We start from the raw sequence: 14836 nt of genomic DNA, 5'->3' as shown, positions 1-14836 counted from the left end.
GCGACCTAAAGGAAATTGAGGTTTATGGATAAATTTGTAATGCTTCAAGAGCTTGGTGCGGGTGATTTTCAGCACCTTAACAGTTCATTGGAAGCACACCTGAAAGGAACTGAACAAGTTCTAATTAACTGGGGTAGTAGCGAGTTACTTCAAATCGCAGGTCTCTTTCATGCCGTGTATGGAACAGCGGGTTTCGATGAAAATATGGTGTCGCTAAGTCAGCGCCAAGAAATAGCGCGAATTATTGGTAATGATGAAGAAGCATTGGTTTATTTGTATTGCTCATGCGACCGAGACTATGTATTCCCTCAATTTGGCAAGGAGCTAGAAATCCAATTTAAAGACAGATTTACTGGTTCAATATTCAAACTCGAGAGTGCAACGGTGAAGTTGTTTTGCGAGTTAACGGTCGCTAATGAGCTAGAGCTTGTCTATAACAGTGAAGAGTTCAAGCTCAAATATGGTGCTGAGCTATTTGAACTGTTCCAAGGTATGGACAGCTACTTAAGTACCGAGGCTAGAAAGGCGTACAAATCAGCATTGTCGAATTTCGCATAACAATCTGTTTAAGAGTGATTCGCAACGCTTGGCATTTTTACTATGCGTTGCGTTTAGTGTTTAAGGTGGTATGCAGGAGCTTTTGTATTGCGTTGCTCACACCTTAACAGTGTGAATTGTGGCTGTTTCTCTATAAACCGCAATGAACACGAATGAACTTAATTATTATTTAATTCAGTGATTTAAGTTTGTGTGGTTTGTTTCTGGTTGTTCATTGGATGCTGCTTCTGTACAATCTTTGTGCTACATATTTGCTACACGGAGGTTTGTTGAATGGCAATCAAGAAGAAGATCACCAACACGTCTATCAAGCAATTGACGATTGAAGATGAACGTCTCAATGATACAGAAATCAGTGGTTTTCACGCCCGTATTTCCCCCAAGGGCGCGATTAAGTACTACTTCTACTACAGACTGAACGGTAAGCAGCGCAACTATCTTATCGGCTCTGCGGATTCAATGACGCCTGCGCAGGCAAGAGACTTAGCCAAGGAAAAGGCGGGGCTGGTTGCCAGTGGTGTGGATGTTCAAACCCAGCGCGCTGAAGAGCGTAAAGCGGAGGTACGCCGAAGTTTAACGTTAGGTAAATACCTCGAAGAGCACTACAAAGATTATCTGTTTGCCATGAACCCCAAAACCGCGAAACAGTCTTACCAATCCATCGCTAATACCTTTGCTTTCTTAGCGGATAAACCTCTTGAAGACATCAAAGCGTGGGACATTCAGCAATGGGTAACCGACAAGCGTAAGTTAGGTCGAGCTCCTGCAACGATTGAGTATACGTTTAATCGGCTTAAGGCAGCGTTAAATAGGGCGGTGGAATGGGAATTTATCGAGTCTCACAACTTATTAAGCGTGAAAATAGCCAAAGAAGACAACACGCGTATCCGTTATCTCTCTGAGTCAGAAGAGGCGGCACTACTCAGTGCGTTAGCCGCTAGGGAAGCGCAGTTATGCGAAGACAATGACGCTCACCAGTACGCTGATTTCTTTACGCCGTTGATTACACTCGCCATGCATACTGGAATGCGTAAAGGCGAGATGTTGACGCTACGCTGGGAGAGTGTGTCGTTTGAGAATCGCTACCTCACCATTTTGTCTGAAAATGCCAAATCGAAGAAGAAGCGCACCATACCAATGAACGACACGGTCTTTAACATGCTGTCACAATGGCGCGCTCAAAACCTCAATGAAGAGTATGTGTTTGTTCATGAGGGTAAGCGGGTGAGCTTCTTTCAGTACCCTTGGCAAAACCTACTTAAAAGCGCTGGTATTGAGAACTTCCGTTTTCACGATTTACGCCACCATTTCGCCAGTAAACTCGTTATGGCGGGCGTCGACTTAAATGTAGTTCGTGAGCTGTTGGGGCATGCGGATTTGAAAATGACGCTGCGTTACGCGCATTTAGCGCCTGCTCATACTGCCGCCGCGGTACAACTGATTGGTTGATAGGCATTAGGTGAATTCGATAACCTTAACGGGTTGTATTGAACATGAGTACTCAAGGAGTGATTAAGGACGATGACAGAGCTAAAACGTCGGTTTATCCGGTTGGATGAGATATCACAGAAAACCACCCTGTCTAAAGGGGATGTACTGGACGCAGTGGAGCAAAAGAAGATGCCATTGTGCGGTGTGTTAAAATCCAAAAAGATGGGGGCGATTCACCCCACGTCGAAAAGTGTGCCTGCCATTTTCAACTATGAAGGGGTGGTTCGTTTTACTGAATCTACCTCGTTCAACTTTGCATTTTCAGGTAAGGCGCAACCATGTACTCATGCAATTATTCTCGAACCTCAACGCATTACGCATTGGCAACCTGTTAAATCCGTATTTGGTAACGTTGTGAGCGCGGATTTTAAACTGGACGAGAGGGTATTGAATCAACCGACGGTAACACTTATTGCCTATACCCAGATTCAAAGCGTTCAAACGCTTGATAGCTCGTTGGAAGCGTTAACCAATACGTTCAGCAAGTCATTTGGCTTGAAAGCGGACGATGAAGCTCAATACAACCCACCGAGATACCATTTAAAAACCACTCCGGTAACCGTTGAGCCTGCACAATTGAGAGTGGACTTAGAAGACATCCAACGCGTGTTTGGCGTTGACGTGTTTAAAGCTAACGCGTTAGTGTCGGTTACCGCTTCGGTTAACCCTGTTGAATCCAGCACGTCGAGTAACGCTGTACCCGTTGAAACGAGTGTTTCTAACGGTGCTTCAACCTTTATAAGTAGTGTTAACGAGCGCTTAGCGCCGGTTACCTGTAACGGGTCTAATGCATTAGCTTCGGTTAACCCTAACGCTTCTAACGCATTACCTTCGGTTAGTTCAACGGTTAAGCGTCGGTTAGATTCGGTTGACCAACGCTACTTAACGCACCCACTCGCTCATGTTGTCATTCGAATCTTAGAAACGCACCCAGAGGTGAAAGCGATAACGGTGTGGAACATTCTAAGACAAGACGTCAATCAAAATGAGTTTCAACGTGAGTACGATACCGATGTGTTGATTGAGAGCATGACTCAAGACACTCTCTCTTATTTCGGACGGGGCGAGAAGGAAAAGACCATGTCTTATGAGTCGTTTAGGAAAAACGTCTTAGCGGGGGCGAAGCGTCTCTTTAAGACAAGTCAGGAAGTGTCTTAATAAAAAACGTCATTGTCTTCGTCATCGTAAACGTCATATGACGTTTTGATGTCTTAGCGTGTGTCTCAGTGAACAACAGGAGACACAGACATGACTCAAAGCAACGTAGAGAAACGTGTATACACCGAACAAGAGACAGCGGCTTACATTGGAATGAGTCGCTCCTTCCTTCGTCAAGCTCGAATGGAAGGCCCACGTAAAAACCGAACCGTCGCGCCACCCTTCATTAAGATTGGTCGAGCGGTTCGTTACCTCAAAGAAGACTTAGATTGCTGGCTGGATAGCCACACAAAACGCGACCATTTATCACAAGGGGAGGGCTTCCATGCTTAACCCCAATTGTGAGCCGAACTTTCCTCATGTGAAGTACAAAGAATCCGGTCAATGCATTGTGCTCAATACGGCGGACAACCTGAAAGCGCTGCTTGATAGCGCAGGCTATGAAGCTAAGCACAACAAAATGACCTTGGAGCCGGACATCTATAAGCAGGGCGTCTTTGTCGGGACTCCGGAAGAGGTGAGAAGCGAGCTTATCTCGCTTGCTTCTATCTACTCTATGCCGAAAAGCGCCATAGATGACCACTTCAGTGCACTGGCGTTAAAAAGTAGCTATCATCCCATCGCCGATTGGCTAGAGGGTCAATGGGATGGTGAGCCAAGAGTTAACGCGGTGCTAAGCTGTTTAAAGGCCAAAGAGCCAGAGCTCACCAGTGCGGTATTGCTACATTGGCTTGTTGGCTGTGTAGCAAGTCTCTTTGTCCCTAATTTTAAATCCAAATTGGTGCCTGTCTTACAAGGTGAGCAGTCCTTTAAAAAGACGGCTTTTGTTGAGCGCATTGCTAATGTCATGCCCAATGCATTCCTAGAAGGGGCCGAGCTTAACCCAGATAACAAAGACAGCGTTCTCTCGGTTATTCGCTCTTGGATAGTGGAGCTTGGGGAGTTAGAGCGCTCCACTAAAAACTGCCAAGGGGCGCTCAAAGCGTTTGTGACTCGGTCACGCGATACGGTGAGGCCGCCTTATGCGCGCACTGATATCAAAAAAGACCGACAGACGAGCTTAATTGCTACGGTAAACGGTACTGACTTTCTAAAAGACGAGACAGGAAACACTCGGTACGCAGTCATTGAATTGGTGGGTGAAACTGATATGACGGGGTTAAATCAACTGCTCGGTTGGGAATACAAATCGACAGGGGAGCTTACACTCAAAGAGCCCGAGAAACTGCGTCAATTTTGGTTAGAGGTGAAGTATCAACTTATGGTGAATCATCACCCTTGGATGCTGCCACCAGAGCTGCAACTACAAGTGTCTCATGCCTCTTCGCAATACGTGGATAAAGGGACGTGGTATACGCTGCTCAATGACCATATTGAAGAGTGTCACGGTAAGGCGAGAGCGTGGTTATCCACCAAGGCTATCTGCGAACTCATCAACGCCGATGTATCGAAAGCCAATATGGTGGGTAAGGCGCTGAATCAACTGCACAAAGAAGGCAAAATTGAGAAGCGATTGCTTAACGGCTCGAACCGATACTGTTTTCCTGACGTTCGCCCCAACACTTCATTTCGCTAAGTTGCCATTTCTACCCCACTTACCCCACCTGATTGATAAGAAGTGGGGTAGGTGGGGTAACTTTTTCACCTTTTATAAAAAGGTCTCCGCCACTGACCAACTCATGTGGTCAGATAACATCCGATTGCCAGTGCAACCTCGAGATTTTATGATTGTGTTGCAAATAAGATGAAGTCTGCTTCTAGTTCATATTTACCTTGTAGTTTGTTCCGGTCTAAATAGGCTTTTTCTTCATCTGTGTATGGTTCAATGGCTTTAAACCCTGCGAAGCTACCGATGTAGAGGTGGCCCGATTCTCTGTATTCATTATAAGATGCTCGAGCTTTGTTAAGTTCCCAGCCGTACCTATCGCGAATCGAAATATCTGTAGATATGTCGTCAGGTAAATTTGGCCATAAGCTCGATAGAGGCATCGTTTCTTTTGAATATTCACCCAAAACGAAAGGCTTGTCGTTGGGTATTTTTTCGCATTGATCGATGGTAACGGTATGAAAATCTCGCGGCTTCTTATGGTGTGTGAAGGAGAGGGTGTCTATACCCTTAGCAGGACGGAGCTGATATTGTCCTCCCCCTGTGTCCTCAAGATAGGAATCGCTGTGATAGATGTCTGCGCGATCTGCCCAATCATCATTATTATCCACTAAGTCAATTGTCGGTACATCATGTGTTGAGACAAAGTGTTTACTGTAATCATAGGTAATTTCGAAAAGGTGCTCATCCATGTTTGGGGTTTGTACACTTGAGAAAGCTCTGGTAACAGAACTCTTGAGCATATTTAGTGCAGTGGGATCTGTCAGGTATATTTCGATAAGCTTGTGTCCAGAGCGGTCAGCTTTAGTCCACTTTGCTGTGAAGTTGTATGTTGGTACTGAGCCTATCCCTGTCAATTGAAGCCCGTTAATGACTAAATCGTTGCCAGATAAAATGTAATCGCCATTAGTTTTTGGTGACGCAGGAGCAATATGAATGACTTTAATATTACTTTCATCGTATCCTTTTTGGCCAGTCACATACTCAAAAGAGCGATTAACCCAAAGATTACCTTGAGAGTGTGCTAAGTAAATGAGCTTCTTACCTTGCCAAGTATGTGCGTCATTGATAAGGCGTTGGTTTCTTTGTGTAGTTTCAGTTTCAGGGGAATCGACAAATCGGTTTAGCCGCTCAAGGAAAGTGGTAATGATGAGGTGAGATTGTTGAGTAAATAGATCAATTAAGAAAGAGATTGGTGTCGTAATAAGAGCCCCTATTCTTTGAGCAATAGTCCCATCACCCCGACCATTAAATAGCTCCCAAAACAATTCCCATCTCTCGAATTGTATTTGTTCTATTTCTACCAAGCGCTGGTCGAATGTTTCAGCTAAGTCGCCAAGGACATTAATTCCGCTGCTTCCGATATAAGAGTCGTTGTAGAAAAGCTGGTAGTCCACTTTCTCGCCTTGATGCTGTTTGATATTTAAAGTGGATTTAATCTTTTTTAATGCATTTTTGGCTTGTTGTTCGGTGTTCGCAACGCCGTTAAAAAAACCGACTGTATAGCCTTCTACGTTGCAAGAGCTAGCAGAAGCCTGATGAGAAAACAAGATAATAGGGAGGAGGGAATATACGATGATTTTACTCACAATATTCCTCCTTGGCGTCTAGTAGTGTCGAGACGGAGCCATCGAGTAAATGGTTGTAGGCAAGGTAGGCCATTGTGCGAGCTTTTGTATTGTAAGTGAGTGACGTGATTGTCTCAGATGTATTAATACTGTCATCCACAGACATGCCTAAAAAATCTTTACAAGCTAAGACTTTGTCATATTTACGACTAATTTCATATGCCTTATCGATGTTGGAATCAGTAGCCTCACTAAAATCATAGTATAAGTTTTCTTGAGTTTGTCTTGCATTTTGCTTTAACGCGTTACGTACTGGTTCTGACACCTCCAGAGCATTAATAAAAGCCTCGATATCGTCTCGAATGCCATCACCATTTTCATCTGGGCCGGGAAGTGAGTCGCTTCTATCAAGTAAGTGCTCATATTCTTCATAAAGCACACCAAATTGTTCATCGACGGTGTCTTTAGATTGAAGTAGAGCAGTTAATTCTTGGGTTTTTTCTATTTGGGTGGTGCCAGTATGAGGGCGAGATGATTCTTCTTTACAGCCTATAAGAGCAAGCAGCAATATTGGAGTAATGTAGCGCATGTCGTTGGTTTTCCATTTATAGTTATGAACTTTCAATATCCTATAACAACGGGAGGTGTTCAAACATAACTGCTCTCAATTTTGAGAAAACCAGTCAAAAGGTCTATATATATTGCAAAGTTAGAAATAAACCAAAAAGAACAGCGTCTTCCAATGATGCAGAAATGTATGGGTAGGTGAAAACACAAAAAGAGTCTGGGCTTTCGCATTTAGACCTTAGAATTATTCTTTAATCCACAACACACTAAAGATGGAAGAGAGGCAACTCAATTGCCCTAATCGATACGAGTTTTCCTGTATATATCCAAACACCTCGTTTCGTGAGTAACTAATCTTACCCTACTTGCTCAATGAGAAGTATGGTGGATGCGGGAACTTTTTGAACGTGTCAAGGCAGTAAATCACAGCAAAGAATTTTCATTGTCGATTTGGATTGATATTAAAGAAGCTGTCGAGAAAGTTTCTGGTATTAAGGCAGTATTCAAAATTACAGTACTGGCAGAAGATTGCTATGAGTGCTTACGTGTTAAATAAAGATACTAGCTAAAAAGGGTGGAGTTGTCGCGTCTGATTTTTATATGGTTGTGTATGATAGGTTGTTTTATGTATTGTTAAGTTTGTAGGTATTAGATAAAAGGATAATACCTACAAATTTAATATATTGCGATCAAAGCATGATAGCTTCACTATTTTTTGATTTGATGAGGTAGGTGCTTAGAAGTTATAACCAGCACCAAAGTATAATTCGTTTGAGCTCTCTAGTTTGTATGTTATAGGATCAATTTTGTGCTTGTTCCCAGCGTAATGTGACCAGCGCCAACCACCTTGCAGCGCGAAGTTTTTTGTTACGTTATAGCCCAAGCCCAGATTAAAGCCTGTTACTAGACCTGACTTCTTGCTAGTTTCGGAATCGTAGCCCTCGCTATCTTCTATGCGTGCACCTAGCTCGCTTCTATAATGACCTAGAGACGCTCCCAAGAAGCCACTAAATTGATTATTAAAGTTATATATATAATCCGAGCCAAAGCCTAATTCATAGCTTTCATATGTATGTGTAAGTTTATAGAGCGAGCTTGACTCTGATACCTCTAGTTCCCCGTCTTGTTGAGCGTACAAGTATAAGCGAATGTTATCCTTTATATACTGTCCACCGACGAGCCTAAGACTGACTTTGGTATCTAAACTGTCTGCTGTCTTTTGGGCCATATCATTAAGCGTAGAATCAGAAGAGCTTCCTTTAGTATCAAATTTCCCAATACCGAGTTCAAGCCCTACGTATGGTTCAGCAAGAACCGCAGATACGAGAAGCAATGATGTCGAGCCGACCAGTGTTTTTACAGCTGTTTGTAACATTTTTACTGCCTTAAATTTTTTATTCAATCTATTAATCTTGGCGCTTTATCCTAAGCAAATATAACCATCATCTTTCAGGTTTTTTTATCTGAAGTTTTGGATGCACTTGTAGATTCCAGACTTATAGGAATCTACGACGTCGCTCGTATCCTTGAGTTCGCCTATACGTTATTCGTTTAGTGTTCGCATGGCAAAAAATGAAAGAAAACAAAACATAAATTAGAATAATAAAATATTTAAACTGTTGATTTTAAAGGTCTTTGTAGGCATTGGAGCAGAACTCTTTTATGTTTTTTGTGATTTTTGAGTGCTTGTTCCATGTGTTTTGTGACACCATGGCATGCATCCAAACATCTAAACAAGATTCAGATAAAGATGAATCACGATAATGTTTAATGATGACCTGCGGTTCTACGATTGCGGTCAAGGCAGACATCGTGCGGATATAATCTTCATGATACAGTGTAAAGTTACCGAACTTTGCATTTAGGTTTGCTCTTAACAAGTAAATCAGAGCGTTATCCGCTATTTCCTCTACATATTCTTGATTGAGCATATCTAAGCTTTTTTGATTGTTATTTGCTTTGAATGTCAATAGAGTTAGCCAAATATGTAGTTCAGGATCTAGTATGGGAAAGGAGCGTTCAACATCATTAATCCAGCTCTTGAGGTTTACATCTGTTGCATCCGAAAGAAACAATTCACGAGATTTAAAGTAGACCTCATTATAAGTAAGTGAGCTAGTAGCTAAGGTTTGCCACTTACCGTCATTTGATGTGACCATCAGGTTGTCTAGTTTTAATTCATTTGCCTTTAGGGTGGGTTTTGGTAGCGTAAAGTATCCTGCCAAGTCTTGTGTTATTTTGCTTACTATCAAGTGAAGCTTAGCTGGGTCAGACTTATAAATGTTGCGCCATGCAACTTTGTTAGAACCTGAGCGGTACAGAGTTGCTTCAATGCTTAGTTGCTTATTAGAATCCTCATTATCAACCCATACACTGAAAGATAACTGGAAATCATATGGGCGTTTATTACCCATAGAACCAGGCAAACGGCACGAAGAGTCCAAGCTTCGTAAAAAATAACTTGGTGACTTTATGTTAGTCAACTCCGTATATTTATAAGTATTTTGGCTTTGTAGGAGCATAGATTTTAGTGCAGGTAAGTATTGTTTAGCACCATCATTTTTGCATTCAATTTTATTCAGCAATAATTGTACTTTTGAAACCAAAGGAGTTTCATCATGGAATTCTTTTTCCACTTCAAAGTAAATGACACTAAAACTGAGTGATAAAATGACAATCGCAATTAGGAATAGTTTCAAACCTCGCAACTTAAGACTAGGCTTTAGAGTGAAGGGGATTTCTCGATTTTTTTTTAAAGGTTTGCTTATCGTTGGATAAGGGGAGCTGCTCTTGTCGGTTTTACATAAAGAAATGAGGCTTTCTGGGATGAAGTACCCTTTTTTGGGGTACGTAACAATTAGTCTTGTTGGGGGAAGCCCAACGAGATGTTCTTTTAAGAGCGCCCTCAAAGTACTTACTCTATTTGTTACTACATTTTTTGATATATATTTATTGCTCCATATTTTTTCTATGATTTCCTCATTAGAAATGGGATCACCTATATTCCGTAATAATAGTTCAAGTAGCTCTATGCTTCGTGGTTCAAGTTCGATTACTTTATCTTGGCTGGCTAATGTCTTATTTTTGGGGTCGTAGGTAAGGTTGGCGATTTTTACTTGAGCAGTATCTAAAAGGGCTAAGGACAAGATGTCAGTCATAAATGCTCCACAGAGAAATTTCACACCAAGTGTATCACTGGTTAAACTCAAAACCCAGATTAGCGGAACCTGGGATTTGATGCCAGTCTGTAGGTAGTGCCGTCGTCGTAGATTCAGCGTAGGGGAGTGTTGCTTTTAGGTTGTCTAAGAATCCAGATTGTTTGCGATAGTATTTGATACAGGCTTTGTTGTGTAATTCATTTTTGAAGTAGATCAGAAGTATTTTGGTTGATTGTTAGCCAATACGGCAAGTTTCAGGCATACCAAGCCGAGTTGGACCTAGGCTTGGTTGTCGTGGCATTAAGTTCTAGTTCTAGGGTATAAGATAATCAAACTCATGATACCGATTAATACCGCGGCAAAAACCGAAGTAAAACGCACGAGGTCATCTGAAATCGCACTGATACTTGTTGAAGTAATCCCATAGAATACTAAAACCACATAACTGGAATACATCAGTTGAATTGAGTTATAGCTAGCTTTCTTTGTAACGGCATGAATCCCCATAAATAAAGCACTGACGACAGCAAAACCCACAGTTCCTACCAAATTGACTTGCAGCAAACTCATGATTAGAGGAGGAATGGCATACAGCACGCTCGCGTATGTTGTAAACAGCCTTCTTAAACCATAATCTTTACCAATACTAGGATCAGGATCTTTAATCATTAACGCGACGATGATGGTAATAATCGTACTTTGCTCTAAGTCCAATTGTATCGTACACACCATCATGGTCATGACAATGATCGCTTTGAGTAAGGTTTGCCAATCAAGCAAATATTTCGTTGTCGAATTGACAGGTGGCATGCTTATCGCGAGTGGCTCACCTCGTGGAAATAGTAGGTAGGCCAAATAGGCGGTGAAGCCAGCGATAAAAATATTTTTTAGCAAGGCCATAGGGATTTGTTCAACGTTAATCCCTTTCTGTTGCGTAAATACCGCAACCATTGCGGTAGAGACAATCAGCAAGATAGCAAATACATCTTGCGGGTTCTTCTTGGTACGTTCCATGCACCAGTAAAAAATTCCAAACAAGAACAGATAGTAAACATGTACGTAATCAATCAATAGTTCACTCATTAGTGCCTGAAACCAAGCAGTAATGAATAAAATGCCCCCCATAACAAATACCATAATGACAGGCGGTGGTTCATGAGTTGTAGTGAGAAAAACCACACACATCGCTGGAGCGAGTAAAGGCAAATCCGTCCCATATACGTATTGCCAAAACAGCAAAAGGACAGGGAATACCGCAACTCTTATAATTGGGTTAGCGGCACTATGATACATAGCTGATATAACTCCATGCCCAGATCCACAAGTCTTGTAGTCTCTCACCTAGGTAGCTTTCATCAGGGTAGAAACCCACCACAGCTCGACCGCCGTATCTTAGATTAAGATCGGCAGGCAACGACGTGAACTCGATATTGACAGGGAAACGCTGCGCTTTTGAACTGCTTGTTGGTGACGTCATAAGGCCATTACTGGCATCTTGGGCAAGGCTACCATTACCGCTACTGCCCCAACCGATTGAAGAAATTTTGCCTTTATAGACTTCGCCAGGGTTTGCATCAAAAACAATTTTGACTTTATCGCCAGGCTTTAGATGAGCCAGTGAATTCTCTCTCACCATGGCCGTCAGCCATAAGTTGTTGTTATTGATAAAGGTAAGAAGTGGTTGCCCAGCAGCAGCATAATCGCCAACAGCAACATCCATATTAGTGATAACACCATTAGAAGGTGCCGTCAGTTTGGTTTGATTGAGGTTTAGTAGAGCCTGCTCTTGTCGGTTTAATACCGATTGGATTTCAGGGTTATCAATTCCTCTCGGGCCAAACTCTTGTTTCGCTTTTTCTAGTGCTGATGACGCTTGAGCCAACCCCGCTTGGGCCGTCTCTAGTTCGGCGATTATGTTATCCATTACCGCTTGACTTATCGTTCCTTTATTGGCGAGAACGCGATTACGCCCCACATTCTTCTTGGCATTATTGACCTTAACACGAGCTGCGACTTCATTTGCTTGAGCGACACTGATTGCTGCTGAATCCGCTTCATAAGACTGAGCTGCTTGTTGCAAATCAAATTTGGCGGCCTTAACGGCTAATTCAAAAGGACGCGGATCGATCGTGACGAGTTCATCTCCTGCCTTGACAATACTATTGTTAGTAATAAGTACTTGTGAAATAGGGCCAGAGACTTCTGGGCTAATGCGGATCAATTGGCCATTTACTCTAGCTTGATCTGTCATTGGCGTCATTCTGTCCGCCCATAAGGTGTAAAGCCAAAGAGCAGCAACTAAGGCAAAAATATAGTAAGTGAAAGAGCGAGCTTGGCTAATTTTTTTATCGCTATGCTCAGCACTGGTTTGGACATTGTTATCTGACATTTTCTGTTCCTACTGTCGTTTACTGAGGTTGTTCCAGTAAATTTATCTTTTTATAAATGATACTTTTCTTAGTTCGTACTTCGACGGCAATGGTAATGATGAATGCAAATAGGCCAACCAGTGCAACAGCGCTTGAAGAAGAAACCATCACTTCGCCAGCGTATTTAGTCCAGATCACAGCTATAGCCACAAACCAGCCAAATAGCGCTGCTGCATTGGTGACTGCAATAGGAACAAGGTGAGACCAAAAACCACTCTGAAGCTGACTAATGTGTTGTGGGTGGGATTTGTTGAGCTGATGAATAAATAGCTTGGATGTGATCAACGACAAAATGATCCCTAAACCAAAAGTTAGAGATACCGCTTGCCCCCACACAGTCACTTCAGAATTCGTGATCACGTTAAGCGACATCGGTACGCTATCCATTCCTTTGAAATGGTGGCTCGCAATATAACCATTGATAACGCCGTTAATCACGCCACCAATCAATGAATCTTTCACTTTGATATCCACGGACAAAATCTCCAAAATGATAAAACTACTGAGTATGACAGGATTATACGAAGAAATGCATATAGAACATCATCATTTTTTACTGTTTTAGCCAAATAAACATTGGTTTACCTGATGATTGTAGAAAGGGTTCAATAATGAGATTCGACAACGCGTTGTGGCTTAAGTTTTGGAATAGTAAAAGTTAGGTCAAAAAAGCAATATAGTTTTTAGCTCTAAGTGATTTGTGTCCAATAGTGTTTTAGAAATGAAGAAATACTGCCTTTCATTTTGGGTGAGTCTTGTACGATTTTGAAGCTACACATTTACTACATGAAAATAATGTTATAGTGATAATGTTAATTCAACTTGTTGTTTAATATGGTTTTTTATTTTCATTGTTTACACATTAACAGGGCGTTATAAGCTTGGAGTAAAAATGGACAATCAATATAAAATTAATCAACTTAAAAAGCTTTTAGAGAAAGCTTCTATTGTAACAAGAGAAGATAGTAGTGACCCTGACTTTAAGCATTGGAAAAACTCAGTAGAGAGAAATCTTATTAAAATATTTGGTAAAGACTCTACGGAATTTCAGCACTTTAATGCACTTAATTTTTATTATAAGACTTCCCCCATTTTTGCTGGTATTGATTGTTCGGATGACCATTTACGTTGCTTCCGTGAAGACTTCAAGATGCTGAAAGAATCAATTTCGGAATATATTAATGAAATTGAGGAGGAAACTTCAAATGATACAGTGACGATAGCTGATCAAAAAACAACACAAGTTAATAAAATTTTTATAAGTCATGCTTCAAACGATGGCAAGGTTGTTGAGGAAATTATTGAGCTGCTTGAAGCTATAGGGGTTGAATCTAATCAAATCTTTTGTACCTCCTTTGAAGGGTATGGAATTGAGCTTGGTGAAAATTTTCTTGATGCTATCAAAAATGAATTGTCATCAGACTCAATGGTTTTGTTTGTTCTATCTGAAAACTTTTACGCTAGCCCAGTCTGCATGTGCGAAATGGGTGCTGCTTGGGTGCTATCGAAAGAGCATATCCCTCTTGTTGTCCCGCCACTTTCATACTCAGATATAAAAGGTGTACTGCCATTAACTCAAGGTATGGTCTTGACTGATGCGATGAAACTGAACTCATTTAAAGATAAAGTTGAAAAAACGTTCAGCATTAAAAATAAGCTTAGCTTTTCAAGCTGGGAAAGGAAACGAGACCGAGTTTGTAACCGTTTGGATAAAATCCTTAGTTAACGTGAGTTCGCTTATAACAAACAATTTAAGAGGGATTCCCAACGCTTGGCATTTTTGCATCAACTTCAATTGTAGTGGTTACGGTACAATGCTTTAGGTCAGGTGGTAGCGTTACTCACCCCTTAATTGGGCGTTAGGCAAACAAGTATTCACAAAGGAGTAAATAGTGAATAAGGAAGTGAGAGTAGGAGTGGCTGCAGTCATTTTGCGTGAAGGTCGTATCTTGCTTGGAGAGCGCATTGGTTCTCATGGGGCTAATACTTGGGCGACTCCTGGTGGGCATCTTGAATTGGGTGAAAGTATTGAAGAATGCGCGGAAAGAGAAACTCTCGAAGAAACAGATTTAACAGTAGACTCATTTAAGAAATTAGCCTTCACCAACGATGTTTTTGAAAAAGAAGGTAAGCACTACGTAACATTGTTTGCTGTAGCTTCTTGCCTGACGGGAGAGCCGCAGGTTACTGAGCCGAACAAATGTAAGCAGTGGCAATGGTTTGAACTCGACAAGCTCCCTGAACCGCTATTCTTACCTTTAACTAATTTGTTGAAGGAATCCGTAGACTTTGGGGCAATTG

At 41.7% G+C, this 14836-nt stretch carries 14 protein-coding genes; 7 read left to right on the top strand and 7 right to left on the bottom strand.

Annotation, left to right across the window (positions count from 1 at the left end; translation table 11 throughout):
• Window positions 1-24 precede the first annotated feature (24 nt).
• The 5 genes from OH458_RS21390 (at window position 25) to OH458_RS21365 (ending at window position 4783) form a co-directional block, all read left to right on the top strand.
• Window positions 25-558 carry a DUF6817 domain-containing protein gene (locus tag OH458_RS21390; protein WP_269979771.1) on the top strand — a complete coding sequence of 178 codons (534 nt, stop codon included), beginning with the start codon at window positions 25-27 and terminating at the stop codon, window positions 556-558.
• Window positions 559-831: 273 nt separating this feature from the next.
• The gene (locus OH458_RS21380; protein WP_269979770.1) at window positions 832-2007 is read left to right on the top strand and encodes a site-specific integrase; all 1176 of its coding nucleotides are present in this window, start codon (window positions 832-834) and stop codon (window positions 2005-2007) included.
• Window positions 2008-2079: 72 nt separating this feature from the next.
• Window positions 2080-3207 (top strand): hypothetical protein, encoded by a 1128-nt coding sequence (locus OH458_RS21375; protein ID WP_269979769.1) that lies wholly within the window; start codon window positions 2080-2082, stop codon window positions 3205-3207.
• A gap of 90 nt (window positions 3208-3297) precedes the next feature.
• Window positions 3298-3540, top strand: a complete 243-nt coding sequence (locus OH458_RS21370; RefSeq protein WP_005475731.1) for a helix-turn-helix transcriptional regulator — start codon at window positions 3298-3300, stop codon at window positions 3538-3540.
• A complete protein-coding gene (locus OH458_RS21365) occupies window positions 3533-4783 on the top strand; it encodes a VapE domain-containing protein (protein WP_269979768.1) in 1251 nt (416 codons plus the stop codon). The genes OH458_RS21370 and OH458_RS21365 overlap by 8 nt, the downstream gene beginning before the upstream one ends.
• Window positions 4784-4929: 146 nt before the next feature.
• On the opposite strand, the gene OH458_RS21360 is transcribed toward OH458_RS21365, so the two are convergent.
• The 7 genes from OH458_RS21360 to OH458_RS21330 all read right to left on the bottom strand — a co-directional run bounded on the left by OH458_RS21360 (window position 4930) and on the right by OH458_RS21330 (window position 13009).
• Window positions 4930-6402 (bottom strand): hypothetical protein, encoded by a 1473-nt coding sequence (locus tag OH458_RS21360; protein ID WP_269979767.1) that lies wholly within the window; start codon window positions 6400-6402, stop codon window positions 4930-4932.
• Window positions 6395-6970 (bottom strand): chromosome partitioning protein ParA, encoded by a 576-nt coding sequence (locus OH458_RS21355; protein ID WP_269979766.1) that lies wholly within the window; start codon window positions 6968-6970, stop codon window positions 6395-6397. The genes OH458_RS21360 and OH458_RS21355 overlap by 8 nt, the downstream gene beginning before the upstream one ends.
• Window positions 6971-7684: 714 nt before the next feature.
• Window positions 7685-8323: a hypothetical protein gene (locus OH458_RS21350; RefSeq protein ID WP_269979765.1), complete on the bottom strand. Its 639-nt coding sequence runs from the start codon at window positions 8321-8323 to the stop codon at window positions 7685-7687.
• A 250-nt stretch (window positions 8324-8573) separates the two neighbouring features.
• Window positions 8574-10106 (bottom strand): transcriptional regulator, encoded by a 1533-nt coding sequence (locus OH458_RS21345; RefSeq protein WP_269979764.1) that lies wholly within the window; start codon window positions 10104-10106, stop codon window positions 8574-8576.
• Window positions 10107-10406: 300 nt separating this feature from the next.
• Window positions 10407-11399: a DUF2955 domain-containing protein gene (locus OH458_RS21340; RefSeq protein WP_269979763.1), complete on the bottom strand. Its 993-nt coding sequence runs from the start codon at window positions 11397-11399 to the stop codon at window positions 10407-10409.
• Entirely contained in the window at window positions 11389-12495 is a 1107-nt protein-coding gene (locus tag OH458_RS21335; RefSeq protein WP_269979762.1) for an HlyD family secretion protein, read from the bottom strand. Before OH458_RS21335 ends, OH458_RS21340 begins: the two co-directional genes overlap by 11 nt.
• Before the next feature lie 19 nt (window positions 12496-12514).
• Window positions 12515-13009: a permease gene (locus OH458_RS21330; protein ID WP_269979761.1), complete on the bottom strand. Its 495-nt coding sequence runs from the start codon at window positions 13007-13009 to the stop codon at window positions 12515-12517.
• A 418-nt stretch (window positions 13010-13427) separates the two neighbouring features.
• Between OH458_RS21330 and OH458_RS21325 the strand changes: the two genes are divergently transcribed.
• Entirely contained in the window at window positions 13428-14261 is an 834-nt protein-coding gene (locus tag OH458_RS21325; RefSeq protein WP_269979760.1) for a toll/interleukin-1 receptor domain-containing protein, read from the top strand.
• Window positions 14262-14427: 166 nt separating this feature from the next.
• On the top strand, window positions 14428-14836 hold a 409-nt coding region (locus tag OH458_RS21320; protein ID WP_269979759.1), incomplete at its 3' end, for a nucleotide triphosphate diphosphatase NUDT15.

Source organism: Vibrio sp. MarTm2 (assembly GCF_027587055.1).
Taxonomy (GTDB): domain Bacteria; phylum Pseudomonadota; class Gammaproteobacteria; order Enterobacterales; family Vibrionaceae; genus Vibrio; species Vibrio sinaloensis_D.
The sequence above is the reverse complement of the archived record's forward strand: the minus strand, read 5'-3'. Positions and strand labels throughout refer to the sequence as shown.

Excerpts from the sequence above, each read along its gene's own strand:
- OH458_RS21390 (WP_269979771.1), top strand. The coding sequence starts at position 25 with ATGGATAAATTTGTAATGCTTCAAGAGCTTGGTGCGGGTGATTTTCAG.
- OH458_RS21380 (WP_269979770.1), top strand. The coding sequence starts at position 832 with ATGGCAATCAAGAAGAAGATCACCAACACGTCTATCAAGCAATTGACG.
- OH458_RS21375 (WP_269979769.1), top strand. The coding sequence starts at position 2,080 with ATGACAGAGCTAAAACGTCGGTTTATCCGGTTGGATGAGATATCACAG.
- OH458_RS21370 (WP_005475731.1), top strand. The coding sequence starts at position 3,298 with ATGACTCAAAGCAACGTAGAGAAACGTGTATACACCGAACAAGAGACA.
- OH458_RS21365 (WP_269979768.1), top strand. The coding sequence starts at position 3,533 with ATGCTTAACCCCAATTGTGAGCCGAACTTTCCTCATGTGAAGTACAAA.
- OH458_RS21355 (WP_269979766.1), bottom strand. The coding sequence starts at position 6,970 with ATGCGCTACATTACTCCAATATTGCTGCTTGCTCTTATAGGCTGTAAA.
- OH458_RS21350 (WP_269979765.1), bottom strand. The coding sequence starts at position 8,323 with ATGTTACAAACAGCTGTAAAAACACTGGTCGGCTCGACATCATTGCTT.
- OH458_RS21345 (WP_269979764.1), bottom strand. The coding sequence starts at position 10,106 with ATGACTGACATCTTGTCCTTAGCCCTTTTAGATACTGCTCAAGTAAAA.
- OH458_RS21340 (WP_269979763.1), bottom strand. The coding sequence starts at position 11,399 with ATGTATCATAGTGCCGCTAACCCAATTATAAGAGTTGCGGTATTCCCT.
- OH458_RS21335 (WP_269979762.1), bottom strand. The coding sequence starts at position 12,495 with ATGTCAGATAACAATGTCCAAACCAGTGCTGAGCATAGCGATAAAAAA.
- OH458_RS21325 (WP_269979760.1), top strand. The coding sequence starts at position 13,428 with ATGGACAATCAATATAAAATTAATCAACTTAAAAAGCTTTTAGAGAAA.